Annotated in this window: 18 protein-coding genes; 13 read left to right on the top strand and 5 right to left on the bottom strand. The window is 33.0% G+C overall.

Translation table 11 applies throughout. The features are described from left to right. Window positions 1–155 precede the first annotated feature (155 nt). The 4 genes from iorA to E7Z81_RS11690 all read left to right on the top strand — a co-directional run bounded on the left by iorA (window position 156) and on the right by E7Z81_RS11690 (window position 3,588). Window positions 156–2,048, top strand: coding sequence for an indolepyruvate ferredoxin oxidoreductase subunit alpha (iorA, locus tag E7Z81_RS11705; RefSeq protein WP_292748048.1), 1,893 nt, complete (start codon window positions 156–158; stop codon window positions 2,046–2,048). Between the two features lie 4 nt (window positions 2,049–2,052). Next, window positions 2,053–2,637 carry an indolepyruvate oxidoreductase subunit beta gene (locus tag E7Z81_RS11700; RefSeq protein ID WP_292748046.1) on the top strand — a complete coding sequence of 195 codons (585 nt, stop codon included), beginning with the start codon at window positions 2,053–2,055 and terminating at the stop codon, window positions 2,635–2,637. 54 nt (window positions 2,638–2,691) lie between these two features. Then, window positions 2,692–2,970 carry a hypothetical protein gene (locus E7Z81_RS11695; RefSeq protein ID WP_292748044.1) on the top strand — a complete coding sequence of 93 codons (279 nt, stop codon included), beginning with the start codon at window positions 2,692–2,694 and terminating at the stop codon, window positions 2,968–2,970. A 300-nt stretch (window positions 2,971–3,270) separates the two neighbouring features. Beyond that, window positions 3,271–3,588 (top strand): hypothetical protein, encoded by a 318-nt coding sequence (locus E7Z81_RS11690; protein WP_292748042.1) that lies wholly within the window; start codon window positions 3,271–3,273, stop codon window positions 3,586–3,588. A 17-nt stretch (window positions 3,589–3,605) separates the two neighbouring features. On the opposite strand, the gene E7Z81_RS11685 is transcribed toward E7Z81_RS11690, so the two are convergent. Both E7Z81_RS11685 and E7Z81_RS11680 read right to left on the bottom strand, forming a co-directional pair. Next, a complete protein-coding gene (locus E7Z81_RS11685; RefSeq protein WP_292748040.1) occupies window positions 3,606–4,037 on the bottom strand; it encodes an amino acid-binding protein in 432 nt (143 codons plus the stop codon). An 8-nt stretch (window positions 4,038–4,045) separates the two neighbouring features. Then, window positions 4,046–5,347 carry a phenylacetate--CoA ligase family protein gene (locus E7Z81_RS11680; protein ID WP_292748038.1) on the bottom strand — a complete coding sequence of 434 codons (1,302 nt, stop codon included), beginning with the start codon at window positions 5,345–5,347 and terminating at the stop codon, window positions 4,046–4,048. 302 nt (window positions 5,348–5,649) lie between these two features. Here E7Z81_RS11680 and E7Z81_RS11675 point away from each other — a divergent pair, with 302 nt between their 5' ends. The 8 genes from E7Z81_RS11675 (at window position 5,650) to E7Z81_RS11645 (ending at window position 13,198) form a co-directional block, all read left to right on the top strand. Further along, window positions 5,650–6,441 (top strand): hypothetical protein, encoded by a 792-nt coding sequence (locus E7Z81_RS11675; protein WP_292748036.1) that lies wholly within the window; start codon window positions 5,650–5,652, stop codon window positions 6,439–6,441. Window positions 6,442–6,571: 130 nt separating this feature from the next. Continuing rightward, window positions 6,572–8,182, top strand: coding sequence for a sodium:solute symporter (locus E7Z81_RS11670; RefSeq protein ID WP_292748034.1), 1,611 nt, complete (start codon window positions 6,572–6,574; stop codon window positions 8,180–8,182). Beyond that, window positions 8,182–8,295: a symporter small accessory protein gene (locus tag E7Z81_RS12105; RefSeq protein ID WP_367263297.1), complete on the top strand. Its 114-nt coding sequence runs from the start codon at window positions 8,182–8,184 to the stop codon at window positions 8,293–8,295. Before E7Z81_RS11670 ends, E7Z81_RS12105 begins: the two co-directional genes overlap by 1 nt. Before the next feature lie 187 nt (window positions 8,296–8,482). Beyond that, a complete protein-coding gene (locus tag E7Z81_RS11665; RefSeq protein ID WP_292748032.1) occupies window positions 8,483–9,310 on the top strand; it encodes an SDR family oxidoreductase in 828 nt (275 codons plus the stop codon). 33 nt (window positions 9,311–9,343) lie between these two features. Next, window positions 9,344–10,057, top strand: a complete 714-nt coding sequence (locus tag E7Z81_RS11660; protein ID WP_292748030.1) for a carboxymuconolactone decarboxylase family protein — start codon at window positions 9,344–9,346, stop codon at window positions 10,055–10,057. A gap of 501 nt (window positions 10,058–10,558) precedes the next feature. Then, a complete protein-coding gene (gene modA, locus E7Z81_RS11655; RefSeq protein ID WP_292748028.1) occupies window positions 10,559–11,398 on the top strand; it encodes a molybdate ABC transporter substrate-binding protein in 840 nt (279 codons plus the stop codon). Window positions 11,399–11,455: 57 nt separating this feature from the next. Next, window positions 11,456–12,130 (top strand): molybdate ABC transporter permease subunit, encoded by a 675-nt coding sequence (modB, locus tag E7Z81_RS11650; protein ID WP_292748026.1) that lies wholly within the window; start codon window positions 11,456–11,458, stop codon window positions 12,128–12,130. A gap of 30 nt (window positions 12,131–12,160) precedes the next feature. Then, the gene (locus E7Z81_RS11645) at window positions 12,161–13,198 is read left to right on the top strand and encodes a sulfate/molybdate ABC transporter ATP-binding protein (protein WP_292748024.1); all 1,038 of its coding nucleotides are present in this window, start codon (window positions 12,161–12,163) and stop codon (window positions 13,196–13,198) included. Window positions 13,199–13,237: 39 nt separating this feature from the next. On the opposite strand, the gene E7Z81_RS11640 is transcribed toward E7Z81_RS11645, so the two are convergent. Next, on the bottom strand, window positions 13,238–13,645 hold the full coding sequence (locus E7Z81_RS11640; protein WP_292748022.1) for a pyridoxamine 5'-phosphate oxidase family protein: 408 nt from the start codon (window positions 13,643–13,645) through the stop codon (window positions 13,238–13,240). A gap of 136 nt (window positions 13,646–13,781) precedes the next feature. Here E7Z81_RS11640 and E7Z81_RS11635 point away from each other — a divergent pair, with 136 nt between their 5' ends. Beyond that, on the top strand, window positions 13,782–14,111 hold the full coding sequence (locus E7Z81_RS11635; protein ID WP_292748020.1) for a hypothetical protein: 330 nt from the start codon (window positions 13,782–13,784) through the stop codon (window positions 14,109–14,111). A 40-nt stretch (window positions 14,112–14,151) separates the two neighbouring features. On the opposite strand, the gene E7Z81_RS11630 is transcribed toward E7Z81_RS11635, so the two are convergent. Both E7Z81_RS11630 and E7Z81_RS11625 read right to left on the bottom strand, forming a co-directional pair. Beyond that, complete coding sequence (locus E7Z81_RS11630) at window positions 14,152–14,559, bottom strand: pyridoxamine 5'-phosphate oxidase family protein (RefSeq protein WP_292748018.1); 408 nt, start codon at window positions 14,557–14,559, stop codon at window positions 14,152–14,154. Between the two features lie 278 nt (window positions 14,560–14,837). After that, a complete protein-coding gene (locus tag E7Z81_RS11625; protein WP_292748016.1) occupies window positions 14,838–15,377 on the bottom strand; it encodes a DNA-3-methyladenine glycosylase I in 540 nt (179 codons plus the stop codon). Window positions 15,378–15,675: the final 298 nt, after the last annotated feature.

Here is a 15,675-nt window from a genome sequence, read left to right as displayed (position 1 = left end):
TTCGATTTGAAACTGAAGTATTGGGATGAAGACAATGCGTTTTACTAAAAATCACTTAAGTTCTTGAAAGTGCCTTTTTTCCATTTTCAAAATAATATTTATACTTTAAAGTTAAATATTATATATGTATAAACGATTATTTTGAGGAAAATATAATGAATTTAAAAGAATTAGTCACAGGAGAATCTGGTGATAAACAATTTTTACTAGGTAATGAAGCTGCTGTAAGAGGTGTTATAGAAGCGGGCGTTTCTATTGCAGCTACATATCCAGGAACTCCTTCTTCAGAAATTGGAAATGTATTATCTGTATTGGCAAAAGATGCCAATATTTACTTTGAATTTTCTACTAATGAAAAGGTAGCGATGGAAGTTGCAGCAACTGCCGCCGCTTCAGGTCTCAGGTCATTCACATTCATGAAGCATGTAGGTATGAATGTAGCGGCAGATTCATTCATGACAACTGCATATTCCGGTGTCAATGGAGGAATGGTTATTTTATCCGCTGATGACCCATCATTGTTTTCATCTCAAAACGAACAGGACACACGTAACTATGCAAGATTGGCCAATGTGCCTATTTTGGAACCTTCAAACTGTCAGGAAGTTAAGGACATGGTTAAATATGCATTTGATTTATCTGAACAATTTGGTTTACCCGTGATTGTTAGAACAACAACCCGTGTGTCTCACATGAGAGGAGTTGTGGAATTTGGGGATGTTAAGGATAATTCATCAAATAACGACAATCATTGGAAAAGAGGTCACTTTAATAAAGACCCTTCAAAATATGTTCCTGTTCCGGCCTTTGCAGGAGATATGCATGTAAGATTATGGGATAAAATCCATAAGATTGAAGAGTTGACCAATAGGAGTGAATACAACAAGGAAATTGATTTGGCTAAGGATAAAAAATATGGTTTAATAGCATCAAGCAGTGCATATAACTACGCTCATGATGTTGTCAAATTCAACAATCTGGATGTTGACATTTTGAAATTAGGATTTTCATATCCGTTCCCACAGGAAAAGGTCGCAGAATTTTTAGAAGGAATTGATGAAGTATTCATTGTTGAAGAAGTTGATCCAATCATTGAAAAAGACACTTTGATGACTATCGGTGCCAAAAACCTTAATGTCAGTGTTCACGGTAAGTTAGACGGAACATTTCCTCTTTACCATGAATTCAATTCCGATGTTGTAGCTGAAGGTTTAAATAAGATATTGAATTTCACTGAAAATAAGGAAATCAAATTTTCATCAAGTTTAGAAAAATTGCAAGAAGATATTCCTAACAGAGCTCCGGTTTTATGTGCAGGATGTCCTCACAGAGCGATGTATTATGGAATAAACAAAGCTATTGAAGAGTTGGGCTTAAAAACTTCAGATGTTGTTTTCGCATCAGATATAGGATGTTACACTTTAGGTATTAATCCTCCTTACAATGCTGCGGATTATCTTTTATCAATGGGTTCCAGTGTAGGTGACGGTTGCGGATTTTCAGTTTCAACTGATCAAAAAGTAGCTAGCTTCATTGGAGATTCTACATTTTTCCACAGCGGTATTTCTCCTTTAATTAATGCAGTACACAACAAACATAATTTTGTTTTGACTGTTCTGGATAACAGGATTACCGCTATGACTGGAGGTCAACCGAATCCGGGAATTCCTGTTGACGGTATGGGTGATGATGCTCCTGAAGTATCAATCCGTAAATTAGCTGCAGCATGCGGCTGTGACTATGTGCGCGTAATCAGCCCGTTCAATCTGGAACAGGTTGTAAAAACTTACACTGAAGCATTCCAAAGGGATGATGCAGCAGTAATTATTTCAAAAGCTCCTTGTACATTGATTAAAGGTTTAACTAAAAAACCGCCGGTCAACTTTGTTGAAGGAAACTGTAACAACTGTGACAAATGTGTAAATGAACTGGCATGCCCTGCCATTTCAAAAGTTAATGGAAAAATCACCGTTGACAAATCCCAATGTGACGGATGTAATGTATGTATTCAGGTCTGTAAATATGGTGCTTTAGAGGCAGGTAGGTGAGAAAATGGATAATCATTATTGTATTTATATTTGTGGCGTAGGTGGACAAGGAATTATTAAAACATCTACAATCATAGGTGAAGCTGCAATGAATCAAGGTTTAGATGTGGTTATGAGTGAAATTCATGGTATGTCTCAAAGAGGAGGTTCCGTTTCAACAGAACTAAAAATTGGGGGATATAATTCTTCAATTATTCCAAATCAGGGTGCAGATATGTTGCTTGCTTTCGAACCAATAGAAACAATAAGAGGACTTGATAAAGTAAATGAGAATACTAAAATTGTTTACAATACTCATCCGATTATTCCGTCTTCAACAGATAAACCTTATCCTAGTGTTGACAGCATAACAAAAACCTTAAAAGAAAATTTCAAACACGTTCTTCCAATCAATGGTACTGAATTGGCTATTGAAGCAGGAAGTGTTTTAGCTTTAAACATGGTCCTTTTAGGTGCAGTAACTGCTGATGACAATTTTCCTTTGTCTAAAGAATCAGTTATTGATGCAATGAAAAATAATTTGAAACCTAAATTCCATGATATGAATTTAAAAGCTATTGAAAGTGGATATAAATCTATAAAAGGTTAAGTTATAAATAGTATTTTAAATATATTCTATATTAGATAAAAGAGTTGTGGTATTATGGCTTACAAAATTGACAATGCAATTGTAAAAAAAGATATAGCAGGAAATTTAACATTAATTGATCCGGAAAATGTTTTTGAAGATGAGGATGCTTTTATCGCTGTTAAAAGTGATGATTTAATTACTATTCAACTTTTAATCAATGGTATTTTGAAAAATGATTTTAAAAGTTGGAGGGAATTAGGAGTAGTTCCTGAAAATGACCCTTTAAAAAGTCTTTTTGTACGTCTAGGTTATTCTAAAGAAGATATAGCTAATATGCTAAAAGAATTATAGCTATTTTATCTTCACTCTTTTTTTAATTTCTTATTTTTTGTAATTATTTTTTAATGAAATAATGTAATTTTGTAGCGATTTAACATTATTGTTTTCAGTTCGTAATATTGTCTTGATAAACTATTTTTTAGTTAATTTTAGATAATTGTTTTAAATACGTAATATTTACTTGTAAAAACCATTTTATTTAAGTTAATATTCTTTAATTCAAATATAAAACTTATTAAGTTTTATTTTTCATAATATCTTCATTAAAATATTATTGAATATATTTATCGGATTATTAAAATATTATTCAATTTGAAAAATTTAACTTCATCTCAAAAAGATTTGTCTTTTGGTATATTGTGGTTAACAACAGATAAGTTTGTTGAAGATTCTATTGAAAGGAATATTATTTGTGTTTTGTTGGGTGGTAGAATGAGTTTAATTCATGAGTATGGTGAAAATAAGTATCAAAATGGAAAAGATGATGGTATTGGGCAAGGTATTGGGCAAGGTATTGAGAAAATCATTGTTAATCTTTTAAAATCTGGTGAAAATGTTGATGTTATTGCAAAAAATGCTGATGTTTCTTTAGAAAAAGTATTGGAAATAAAAAATAAAAATAAGTTGTAGAAAAGATTTAATCTTTTCTATAATTCTTTAATATCGCTTTCATCTAAAACTTTAACATTGCTGTTTTCTAAAGCTTCAATAGCTTTTTCCATGTTTTCTAATCTCATAACCACTATAGCTTCATCGGTTTTGCTGCTTACAAAAGCGTAAAGGTATTCTAAATTAATGCCTTTTTCATCAAATACTGCTAATGTGGAGTTTAATCCATTAGGTTCGTCTGGAACTGCTAAGATGATAACTTCATTTTCTTTTACAATAAAACCGTCGTTTTCAAGAGCTTCTATTGCTTTTTCATTGTCTGAAACAATTAATCTTAAAATTCCGTATTTTGTTGTATCTGCTATTGAAAGTGCTCGGATGTTAATGTTTTCTTTTGCTAATGTGTCAATAGCTTTTTTAATTCTTCCTTCTTTGTTTTCTACGAAAATTGAAATTTGTTTAACTGCCATTTTATCACCTATTCAAAATTCCTTTCATCTATTACACGAACAGCTTTACCTTCGCTTCTTGGAAGTGATTCAGGTTCGACGATACTTACATCAACTCTTAAACCAGTTTCTGATCTGATTGATGCTTGGATTTGTTTTTCCACTCTTTCCATTTCTTTCATTTCATCTGAGAAGAGTTCCTTAGTTGCTTCAACTTTAACTTCCACTTCATCTAAAATGTCTGGTCTGGTTACGTGAATCATGTAGTTAGGGCTGATTCCGCTAACTTTGAGCAATGCTTTTTCAATTTGTGATGGGAATACCATAACACCTTTGATTTTTAACATGTCATCGCTTCTACCAGTGATTCTTGTCATTCTGACGGTTGTTCTTCCGCATTCGCATTTTTCTTCGATGAGTGAGGTCAAATCTTTTGTTCTAAATCTTAAAATAGGCATTCCTGTTTTGGTAAGGGAGGTTAGAACAAGTTCTCCTTTTTCTCCATATCCTAAGGTTTCTCCGGTTTCAGAGTTGATGATTTCAGGATAGAAGTGGTCATCTTGTATGTGCATTCCGTTTTGGAAGTCGCATTCTTGAGCAACACCTGGACCCATTACTTCTGTTAAACCATAGATATTGTGGGTTTTGATTCCGAGTGATGCTTCAATTCTTTTTCTCATTTCATCTGTCCACATTTCAGCTCCGTGGATTCCTGCTTTTAAATTTATATCTTCTAGTGGGATGCCGGCTTTTTCTCTGGACTCACCAAGATACATAGCATATGAAGGGGTACATGTTAAGATGTCACTTTGGAAATCAACCATTGTGTCAAGTTGTCTTTGTGTGTTTCCTGCTGAAATAGGGATGGTTATTGCACCCATACAGTTTCCACCGTGGTGGATACCGAATCCTCCAGTAAATAATCCATATCCGTAAGCATTTTGGATAATGTAATCTTTTTCAGCTCCGGCCATTTTTAGTCCACGTGCGATACATTCTCCCCATATGTCCAAATCATTTTGGGTGTATGCTGTAACTGTTGGTTTTCCTGTAGTTCCTGATGATGCATGCACTTCTACAATTTCTTCACGTGGAACTGCAAGAAGTCCTAATGGATAAGCTTCTCTTAAATCGCTTTTTGTTGTAAAAGGAATCTTTTCAATATCTTTCAAGGTTTTAATGTCTTCAGGTTTTAACCCGATTTCATCAAATCTTTTTTTATAAAACTCGATATTTTCATATGCAAGTTTTACGGTTTTTTGTAGTCTTTCTAACTGAATCTTTTCCTTTTCTTCTTTTTCCATACATTCTGCTTTCTCATTCCAAAACATGTTATCCCTATTTTAAAATTTTTTTTACGTTTTATTATTATGAAAGTCATTAAATTTAAAACTTTGTTGTCATGTTTATTTTTTTTGACACGATTTTAAACAGGTCAATTATATATCGTTTAATTTTAGAGTTCATCAAATTCAGAATCTTGTCAGTTTGTTTAATTTGTGGTACATTGTCATATTGTCTAATGTAAATATTGTTTTAACTTCGTAAAATTATAAATAAAGGTCAATTTTTACTTTATTTTTTTAAAAAACTATTTATAATGCTTTAATTAAAGAATAAATTGGTGATTATTATGAATTCAAATATTGTAAAAGGTAAACGTGAGTATGATGATAAAAATTTCAAAAAAGCGGTGGAATATTTTGACAGGGTATCCAGTGATGACGGGGATTATCTGGGTGCAGCACTGTATAAGATCAATGCATTAATGGAACTGAAAGAGTATTCCGGATGCCTAAAATTTATAAATTCATTAATTGAAGAGTCTCCCTATGATGAACTGCTGTGGTATGAAAAGGTAAGGTGCCATATTTTTTTAAAGCAGAAAATTCAGGCATTCGATGCATTGAAGGAATTTGAAAGATTGATTGATGGCGATGATAAGTATTTTACTTTATCCATTGCAAGATTTTATGGGTTGTTGGGTGATTCTTATTCTGCATTAACATTCTGCAATAAGGCAATAGCTCTTGACGGAAACTATGAAGAGGCTTTTTATGAGAAAGCTCAAATAGCAACCCGTCTGCAGGATCATGATTTGATGGTTGAATGTGGTGAAAAACTCATTGAATTTGCTGATGGTAATGTGGTAAAGCTGATGCTGCCGTTTCTGTTAAATCTCTATGCTGATAATTATCAGAGGAGCTATGAAATTGTCGCTATGATGGGTGAATTGGATGAAGAACACTGTGAACTGTTGAAATATTCAATATATCAGAATATGCTTGATGATTGGGGTGTTGAAATAAGGACTGATGCTCCTGTTGAATGGCATGTTGACGAAGCATTGAGATTGTTATTCCAATTTGGAAATTATGGTGTTGATAAAGGCGTTTATGGTGGTGTAAGTTATATGATTTTATAATTTTTTTAATCATGTCTTTTAATGTACAATTTTGTACATTAATGTATAATAGTAATCTTTATATAAGTTTTTTTTCATAATAGTTAATGTAATATTAAATATATTTAATATTTCTTAGAGGTAATTATTTATGGACGTAATGATTTTAGCAATTGTATTTATAATCTACATTTTTGCTTTAGTTTTCGTAGGTTATTATGCATACAAAAAAACTAATTCCTCTGAAGACTTTATGATTGCTGGTAAAGATACACACCCATTCATCATGGCAATGAGTTATGGTGCTACTTTTATTTCGACAGCAGCTATTGTTGGTTTCGGAGGGGTTGCGGGCCAATATGGTATGAGTGTTTTATGGTTAGCATTCCTGAATATTATTATTGGTGTATTTATCGCATTTGTATTTTTAGGAAAAAGAACTCGTAGGATGGGTCATGCCCTTGAATCTTTGACTTTCCCTGAGTTTTTAGGTAAACGTTTTGACTCAAAATTCATTCAATATGCTTCTGGATTAATAATTTTCTGTGCAATGCCTATTTATGCAGCTGTAGTTTTAATCGGTGCTGCAAGATTTTTAGAATCCTCATTATTGATTGATTTCAGTATTGCACTGTTAATTTTATCAATTATTATTACATTTTACGTACTGTTCGGTGGAATCCGTGGTGTAATGTATACTGATGCGTTACAGGGAACCATCATGGTTATTGCAATGGTATTCCTTTTAGTATTCGTATACTGGTTACTCGGAGGTATTGATACAGCTAATGTCGCTTTAACAAATATGGGCAATTTATATCCTGCCGATGCTATGGCTACGGGAGGAACTGGTTGGACATCGTTCCCAGAGTTTGGAACACCGTTCTGGTGGTCTTTAGTGTCATCCACTTTAATCGGTGTAGGTATTGGGGTACTGGCACAACCTTCATTAATCGTAAGATTCATGACTGTAAAATCCGATAAAGAATTGAACAGGTCTGTTTTAATCGGAGGTATTTTCATTGCAATCATGCCTACTACTGCTTATATTGTAGGATCACTTTCCAACGTATATTTCTTTGATAAACTTGGAAAAATCGCAGTAGATGTGGTTGGAGGAAACATTGACAAGATTATTCCAACATTTATTACAATGGCTCTGCCTGAATGGTTTGTTTACATTTTCTTGCTGTCTTTAATTGCAGCTGCAATGTCAACAATATCTTCACAACTGCATACTCAGGGTACAGCATTCGGTGTTGATATATATTCTGTAATAAGAGATAAATCCAAACAAAAATTAGATCAGGTATCCATTTCAAGAGTAGGTATTTTAATAGCTATTATTTTGGCATTGGTTATGGCATATTCACTTCCGGGAAGTGTAGTTGCACTCGGAACAAGTCTGTTCTTTGAAATCTGTGCTGCAGCATTCCTGCCTGTATTTTTAGGTGCGCTTTACTGGAAAGGAATCACAAGACTTGGAGCTATTGCAGGTATTGTATCCGGAACATTAGTAAGTTTATTCTGGTTAATGTTCGTATTCAAAAAGACTGCAGTAGGACTTGGAATCTGTAAATTCATTTTAGGTGTTGAAACTATTCTTCCTCAAGCTCCATGGCCATTTATTGATGTAATGTTAATAGCAGTTCCGATTTCAGCAATATTTACTATTGTTGTAAGCTTACTCACAAAACCTCCTGCTCAAGAGGTTGTTGACAAAGCATTTTCAAACATAGACAAAAAAGGAAGTGATGCATAATGATGATTTTAGGAATTGAAGACCCTTTAATTTGGGGTGTTTATCTGGGAATTATCTTATCCACTCTTTTATGTATTGTTTATGGTATTGTAAACTGGAATAAGGGAGATTAACTTCTCCTAATTTTACTTTTTTTATATAATTTTTTCAATTGTTTGAAGCACAGCTCAAATCAGTTGGTGAATCCCTAATTCGGATATTAAATAATGAAAATTCGTTCTCACTTGTTTTTTGAAAATTAATTGTTGTCAATAGCAACATTTTTATATTTATTTTTATATAATTCTATTCAGTGATAACATGAACGATGTTGTATTGTTAACTGGAGCTGGTCAAATCGGAATGGCGATTGCCAGAAGAATTGGCCATGGCAAAAAGATTATTATTGGTGATAAAAACCTTCAAAATGCTGAAAATATTGCTAAAACACTTGTTGAATCAGGTTTTGATGTTGAAATTCAAGAATGTGATATTTCATCAAGAGATTCAATAAAAAGTATTATAAATTTTGCTCAGGAATTCGGTGAAATTGCATACTTTATCAATGCCGCAGGGGTTTCACCATCACAGGCTCCAATTGAAGTAATTTTAAAAGTGGACTTATATGGAACCGCAGTATTGTTGGAAGAAGTTGGAAAAGTGATAAAAGAAGGTGGAGTTGGAGTAACAATATCTTCTCAATCTGGTCACAGAATGAAACAGCTGGGTGCTGAAATTGACGAGCAACTTGTAACAACTCCTACTGAAGAATTGCTTGACTTGGAAGTTTTGCAGCCAGAAAATATTGATGATACACTTCATGCTTATCAGCTGGCAAAAAGATGCAATGTGAAAAGGGTAATGTATGAAGCATGCAGATGGGGAGAAAAAGGAGCCCGAATCAACTCAATATCTCCTGGAATCATTGTAACACCTCTAGCTATTGATGAATTTAATGGTCCTAGAGGGGAGTTCTATAAAAACATGTTTGCAAATTGTCCTTCCGGAAGGCCTGGGACTGCAGATGAAGTTGCAAACGTTGCAGAATTAATAATGTCTGATAAAGGCGCATTCATTACAGGCAGTGACATTTTAGCAGATGGGGGAGCAACAGCATCCTATTTCTATGGAAAGTTAAGGCCTGAATAAAAAAATTTATTTGAATAGTTTAATGGTGAAATTATGGAATATTTATTTGAAAACTTTGAAAGAATAGAAAAAAATGACCCTGAATTTTATGAAATTTTTAAGAACTTTGCATATGGTGAAGTATTTGATTATTCTACATTAACAAAAAAAGAATCTGTTTTAGCAACATTAGCTTCATTAATAGCCTGTCAATCTCCAAAAGCATTTAAAAAGATTTTAATGTCTTCTTTAGAAAAGGACATAACTCCTGAAGAAGTTAAAGAATTGCTCTATCAGTCAGTTCCATATGTCGGTTTTGGAAGGGCACATAATTTCTTTGGAGTTGTAATCAAGGTATTTGATAAAAAAGGAATTGAAATGCCATTGGACAATCGTTCCAACACCACTCCAGAAAACAGATACAAAAAAGGCCGTGAACTTCAGGATAAATATTTTGGAGTTGAAATGATTCAGGCAATGAATGACAATGCTCCGGAAGGACAAAAACATTTCAATACATTTTTGGAGGGTTACTGTTTCGGTGATTTCTATACTCGTGACGGTTTAAATGATCAACAAAGGGAACTGATTACATTTGTTTTCATCGCAACTTTAGGAGGCTGTGAAAATCAACTCAGAGGCCATACTCAAGGTAATTTATCCGTTGGCAATACCAAAGAGAAATTAATTTCTGCAATTACTGTCGTATTGCCCTATATTGGTTTTCCAAGGTCTCTTAATGCATTAAGTATCATTAATGAATTTTAGATATGATTTCATTTACAAATGGTAATGTTTTTAAGAGTTTGAGTATTAATGGAAATCATTAATGCTTTTTCATATACTCTTAAACTTTTTATTATGTTTATAATTTCAGTGTGCATGCTTGTTTTTTAAAATTTTAATCATCAATCCCCATTTTTGAACAATTTTTCATCGATATGAATTGGATTATATCGTTATGAAAATATTTATATATCATTGATGTTTAAAATAATATCACTAGTCGTGATAGTTGAATTTTAATTTAAGATTGGACAATATTGGGAAAAATTTATTACATTGGATAAAAAATTATATTTTATTCATTTTATCATTTAAATCATCGATTTTGATATTTTTTTCTCATTGAGGGGTTGTGTAATTTTATGCGGTTCATTAATGGATGTGTATAAGTGACTTATTCCGTATATTCTATTTTCCATCTTTTTTTGAATAGATTATCTGTTAGTAATGTTTTTATTTAATTAATGTTTAGAGGAGAATACTATGAAATCAATGAAAAAATTATTGCTCATTGCTATTTTGGCTGCAATAGTTATTGTTAGTGCAGGTACTGTTTCTGCAGGTTGGTTTGACTTTTTAGGCGGAAGCAATAGTACTAGCAGTAATTTTGACACCAATTTAACTGGTGAAGAAGTAAATTTAGCTGCTGCAGCTAGTTTAAAAAACGCTTTTGATGAAAAATTAATTCCAATGTTTCAACAAAAATACCCTGGTGTAAAAGTTACACCTACATATGCTTCAAGTGGGGATTTACAAACCCAAATTGAAAACGGTTTAGCTGCTGATGTATTTATGTCCGCTGCTAACAAACAGATGAACGCTTTAGCAGATGAAGGTTTAGTTGACAACAGTACCAACCTTCAGTTCTTAGAAAACAAAGTTGTTTTAATTGTACCTGCTGATTCAACTGCTAACATTTCTTCATTCGATGACTTGAAAAATGTAAGTGGTAACATCGCTATCGGTGACCCTGAATCCGTACCTGCTGGTCAATATGCTAAAGAAGTATTAAACAACACAGGTATTTGGAGCGATGTAGAATCCAAATTATCATTAGGTACTGATGTAACTGCAGTATTAAATCAAGTAGCTCAAGGATCTGCTGAATGCGGTATTGTATATGCTACTGATGCAAAATCTACTGATGATGTTAAAGTTGTCTGTGAAGCTCCTGACAGTGCTTTAAAAACTCCAGTTATTTACCCTGTAGCTGCACTTAAAAATTCAACAGACTTAAACTCTACCAAAGCATTCTTAAACTTCTTACAAACCAAAGAAGCTAAAGATGTTTTCGTTGAATACGGTTTCACTATTCACGAATAGATTTAATAGTGAGTTTAAATAAAAAACAAAATAATTAATAATTAAAGAGATAGAGACATGATGGACTGGTCCCCTATAGTAATTTCAATGAAAACTGCAAGTTTATCAATTTTCATAACCTTTTTCGTAGGTTTGATTGTTGCTTGGGGTATTGTTAAAATCAAAAATGACCTGATAAAAATCGTACTGGATGGTATTTTCACCCTTCCAATTGTACTGCCGCCTACAGTAGTAGGGTTCTTTTTATTATACATTTTTGGTGTCAGGGGTCCTATAGGAAAGTTCTTTATAGAATTTTTTGCTGTGAAAATTGCTTTTTCATGGTCTGCAACAGTTATTGCTGCAGTCGTCATGTCTTTTCCTTTAATGTATCGTTCCGCTCGAGGAGCATTTGAACAAGTTGACTCTAACTTGGTTGATGCCGGCCGTACATTGGGTATGTCTGAGTGGAAAATTTTTTGGAAGGTTTTATTTGCAAATGCACTGCCGGGAATTATCAGTGGGGGAATTCTTGCTTACGCCCGTGGTTTAGGCGAGTTTGGTGCTACTGCTATGCTTGCAGGTAATATTGCAGGACAAACCAGGACACTTCCTATGGCAGTTTACTCAGAAGTAGCTGCAGGTAATATGGGAAGTGCATTTGATTATGTTATAGTCATTGTTTTCATAGCTTTTATAGCTATTTTCATTATGGATTATGTTACAATACGTAAGGAAAAACAATGGAAATAATTTACTTTTTTTTGATTTTGGGGATAAGTTATGGGAAATAAATTGTTAAAAGTAAATATCCTGAAGAAACTTAAGGAATTTGATTTGGAAGTGGATTTTGAACTGAAAAAAGGTTGTTTGGGCATTCTTGGTCCTTCAGGTTGTGGTAAAAGTATGACTCTGAAGTCTATTGCAGGTATTGTTGATCCTGATGAGGGTATTGTAAGTTTAACTGCCGATGAGGAAACTGTTTATTTTGATTCCAAAAATAAGGTTAATTTGAAGCCCCAAAAGAGAAATGTTGGTTATTTGTTTCAGAATTATGCTTTATTTCCTAATATGACTGTTGAAGAAAATGTTGCCTGCGGCTTGCCTAAAAATCATGATGATAAAATTGTATCTGATATGATTAAACGTTTTCATCTGGAAGGGCTGGAGGATAGGTATCCTCGTCAGTTGTCTGGGGGTCAGCAGCAGAGGGTTGCTTTGGCTCGTATTTTGGCTTATGGTCCGGATGTAATATTATTGGATGAACCCTTTAGCGCTATGGACACTTTTTTAAAAGAACAGTTACGTCTCGAACTTGTAAATTCACTTAAAGATTTCGACGGGTTTTCTGTTTTGGTTACTCATGACCGTGATGAAGTATTCCAGTTTTGTGATGAGCTCATAATATTGGATCGGGGTAAGGTAATCGCAAAAGGAGATACTCATGAGTTATTTGAAAATCCGAAAAAGGTTCAAGTTGCAAGACTTACAGGATGTAAAAATATTTCTGAAGTTGAAGTCATTGATGATTTTCATCTGAAATCCGTGGATTGGGGAGTTACTTTTGAGACATCTGAAAAGATTTCACCTAACATCACTCACATTGGAATAAGAGCTCATAATTTTGCTGCCGCTGAAAAAGATGATGTTAATGTGCTTGATACTACAAATTCAATTAAACTGGAAATGCCTTTCGAATGGGAAATAACACTGGAAAACGGTTTATGGTGGAAAGTCGAAAAAGATATTCATTGTCATGATTTTGAAGTTCCGCAATATTTGAAGGTGGATCCAAAACATATAATATTGCTGGAAGAATAGTTTTTAAAAATAAAAAGAGAATATTAATGTTTGCAAGCATTAATATTCAAAGGTATAAGTTTCTTCAACAGCCATCATGTTTCTAATTTCTGCTGTTGCCTTGTCAAGGTAGAATACGCCCATTTCCCAGTTGTTAGCTTTGTATGTTTCAGCTATTTCAGGCATGAGTTCAAATGCTTTTTCAACTACATCCTCATTTTTTTCAAGGACTGCTTCACCATAATATCTTAAGAAATGTTCTCCGTCCCAGGCAGCAATTTCTGTGAACTGATTTGCTTCCAGTTGTTTGTAAACTTCTTTGAAAGTTCCAACTCCAAAGTAAATTTTGTCTTCATAAAGTAAGTGGAATCCTAATGGCCTTACTTTTGGTTTGTTTTCATTTACAGTCGCAAGATAGAATACTTCAGCTTTTGTTAACATTTCGTCTACTTTTTCAATATCTGACATTTTTTTCACCTCTATTAAAATTATTTTTTTAAAGGTTATTAAAATTATTATTGTTCCCTATTTTCTTAAAATAACAGTAAAGTTATTATATGTTATTGTACAAATCAATGTAACTAGAAATAATTATGGTGATACTATGAGTAATGAGATTACCTGCGATGATGTGCTTGCATTTGAACATCTTTTTTCAATGGTTCCAGCATTTGTTTTGGAAAGAATGGCAAAAAGAAATACTAATCTTGTAAGCAAATTCGAATCAAAAATCGTTCCTCGTTTGCAAAACTTAAATGACGACCATAAAAATAAATTGGATTTTATTTTAAATAGTGATATTGAAGTTTTGCAGACTTTAATGGATGAAGCTTATCAAAAAAGTGGAAAAAAACAGTTTAGGACCTTAGCTAACCCTAATTATAAACAGTTTATTGAACAAAATTTAGATGAAATTAGAAAATTACGTTCCTAAATTTCATCAATTTGTAAATGAGATTTGATTGTTATAGATGTTAATATTTAAATGTATAACTTTCTTCAATACTCATTTCATTTCTTATTTCCGCAGTGGCATTGTCAATATAGAAAACACCTAGTTCAAAGTTAAATTTTTCAAAGATTTCCTTTAGCTCAGGCAGTTCTTCGAATGCTCTTTGAACAACTCTATCATTTTTTACTATTTTTGCGGTTCCGTAATATCTTAAAAATTTATCTCCATCATATGCAGCTATTTCTACTTTAGGATTTGCTTGTATTTGTTTGAATACGTCCTTAAAGGTAGCTGATGTGAAATAAATTTTTCCATCTTCAAGGTAATGGTAACCAAATGGTCTGCATTTTGGCTGATCGCCTATTGTAGTGGCAAAATAAAAAACTTCTGCCCTTTCTAAAAAGTCATCTATTTTTTGTATGTCTGACATTGGATTACCTCTTTATTTTTTTTGTAATATGTGTTTGTTAAAGGATAATAATGCTATTTTCTATTGGATTTACGGAGTCATATTTTTTTACTCTTCGGACTCTCTATTTTAATTAACTTTAGGCATTATATTTTTACAGGTTTTTGTTAATCAATTGATTAAATTCGTGTCTTGTTTACATTAACATCAAGCATGATGAAATTTCATCTGATTTTTCATTTGGGATATATATCTCTTTTTTAATTTGAGTCCAAAAATTAATATTTCAAACGTTAATGTTAAAATTTGAAGCAATTTTCCTGATGGTTGTCTATGATTCCTATTGACTCGAGATATGAATAGATTATTGTCGGACCTACAAATTTCATTCCACGTTTTTTCAAATCTTTGGATATTTTTTGAGACAACTCGGATTCTGTCAAATATTCGCCTTTAATGATTTTTCCGTCGGTAAATCTCCAGATGTAATTGTCAAAACTTCCGAATTCTTTTTGAATGTCAATAAAAACCTTTGCATTACTGATTGCAGATGCAATTTTTCCATTGTGGCGAATTATTCCTGCATTCTCTCTAAGTTCATTTACCTTGTCTTCACCATATTCGGCCACTTTTTCAACATCAAAGTCATCAAAAGCTTTTCTAAAGTTTCCACGTTTCTTCAATATTGTTATCCAAGAAAGTCCTGCCTGAAATGATTCTAAAACGAGCATTTCAAATAGTTCCCTGTCGTCATGTGTTGGAATTCCCCATTCTTCATCGTGATATCTTATGTAAATCTCTTCAACATCTGTTGCCCATGAGCATCTTGTTTTATTCATGGAAATAGTTATTGGGTTACTGAATTAAATATATTTTCAAATAGTCTGTAATTCAGTTGCACAACACTGATGTAGGTTATTTCTGCATTGCTGCTGATAACAATTGGGATAATTTGATTAACTGTTTTTGTGGTAGATTGGTTTACTATCATTATTCAATTAAATATTTTTACTTAATTTTGTTGATTGAACTACCTCGACCTGTAAGAGGTCGAGGATTTTTACTTCACGGGCTGGTACTTTCCCACGAAAGTAGAATTACCGTGCTATCCCCCCAGTTCCTGAGGTTCACAAATAT

The sequence above is a fragment of the Methanobrevibacter sp. genome (assembly GCF_015062935.1).
GTDB lineage: Archaea > Methanobacteriota > Methanobacteria > Methanobacteriales > Methanobacteriaceae > Methanocatella.
Note: the sequence above shows the minus strand (reverse complement) of the source record. Positions and strands in the feature narration are given on the sequence as shown.

Coding starts and splice junctions, on each gene's coding strand:
- iorA (WP_292748048.1), top strand. CDS start 156: ATGAATTTAAAAGAATTAGTCACAGGAGAATCTGGTGATAAACAATTT.
- E7Z81_RS11665 (WP_292748032.1), top strand. CDS start 8,483: ATGAACGATGTTGTATTGTTAACTGGAGCTGGTCAAATCGGAATGGCG.
- E7Z81_RS11635 (WP_292748020.1), top strand. CDS start 13,782: ATGAGTAATGAGATTACCTGCGATGATGTGCTTGCATTTGAACATCTT.
- E7Z81_RS11680 (WP_292748038.1), bottom strand. CDS start 5,347: ATGTTTTGGAATGAGAAAGCAGAATGTATGGAAAAAGAAGAAAAGGAA.
- E7Z81_RS11685 (WP_292748040.1), bottom strand. CDS start 4,037: ATGGCAGTTAAACAAATTTCAATTTTCGTAGAAAACAAAGAAGGAAGA.
- modA (WP_292748028.1), top strand. CDS start 10,559: ATGAAATCAATGAAAAAATTATTGCTCATTGCTATTTTGGCTGCAATA.
- modB (WP_292748026.1), top strand. CDS start 11,456: ATGATGGACTGGTCCCCTATAGTAATTTCAATGAAAACTGCAAGTTTA.
- E7Z81_RS11640 (WP_292748022.1), bottom strand. CDS start 13,645: ATGTCAGATATTGAAAAAGTAGACGAAATGTTAACAAAAGCTGAAGTA.
- E7Z81_RS11625 (WP_292748016.1), bottom strand. CDS start 15,377: ATGAATAAAACAAGATGCTCATGGGCAACAGATGTTGAAGAGATTTAC.
- E7Z81_RS11645 (WP_292748024.1), top strand. CDS start 12,161: ATGGGAAATAAATTGTTAAAAGTAAATATCCTGAAGAAACTTAAGGAA.
- E7Z81_RS11700 (WP_292748046.1), top strand. CDS start 2,053: ATGGATAATCATTATTGTATTTATATTTGTGGCGTAGGTGGACAAGGA.
- E7Z81_RS11660 (WP_292748030.1), top strand. CDS start 9,344: ATGGAATATTTATTTGAAAACTTTGAAAGAATAGAAAAAAATGACCCT.
- E7Z81_RS11670 (WP_292748034.1), top strand. CDS start 6,572: ATGGACGTAATGATTTTAGCAATTGTATTTATAATCTACATTTTTGCT.
- E7Z81_RS11695 (WP_292748044.1), top strand. CDS start 2,692: ATGGCTTACAAAATTGACAATGCAATTGTAAAAAAAGATATAGCAGGA.
- E7Z81_RS11675 (WP_292748036.1), top strand. CDS start 5,650: ATGAATTCAAATATTGTAAAAGGTAAACGTGAGTATGATGATAAAAAT.
- E7Z81_RS12105 (WP_367263297.1), top strand. CDS start 8,182: ATGATGATTTTAGGAATTGAAGACCCTTTAATTTGGGGTGTTTATCTG.
- E7Z81_RS11630 (WP_292748018.1), bottom strand. CDS start 14,559: ATGTCAGACATACAAAAAATAGATGACTTTTTAGAAAGGGCAGAAGTT.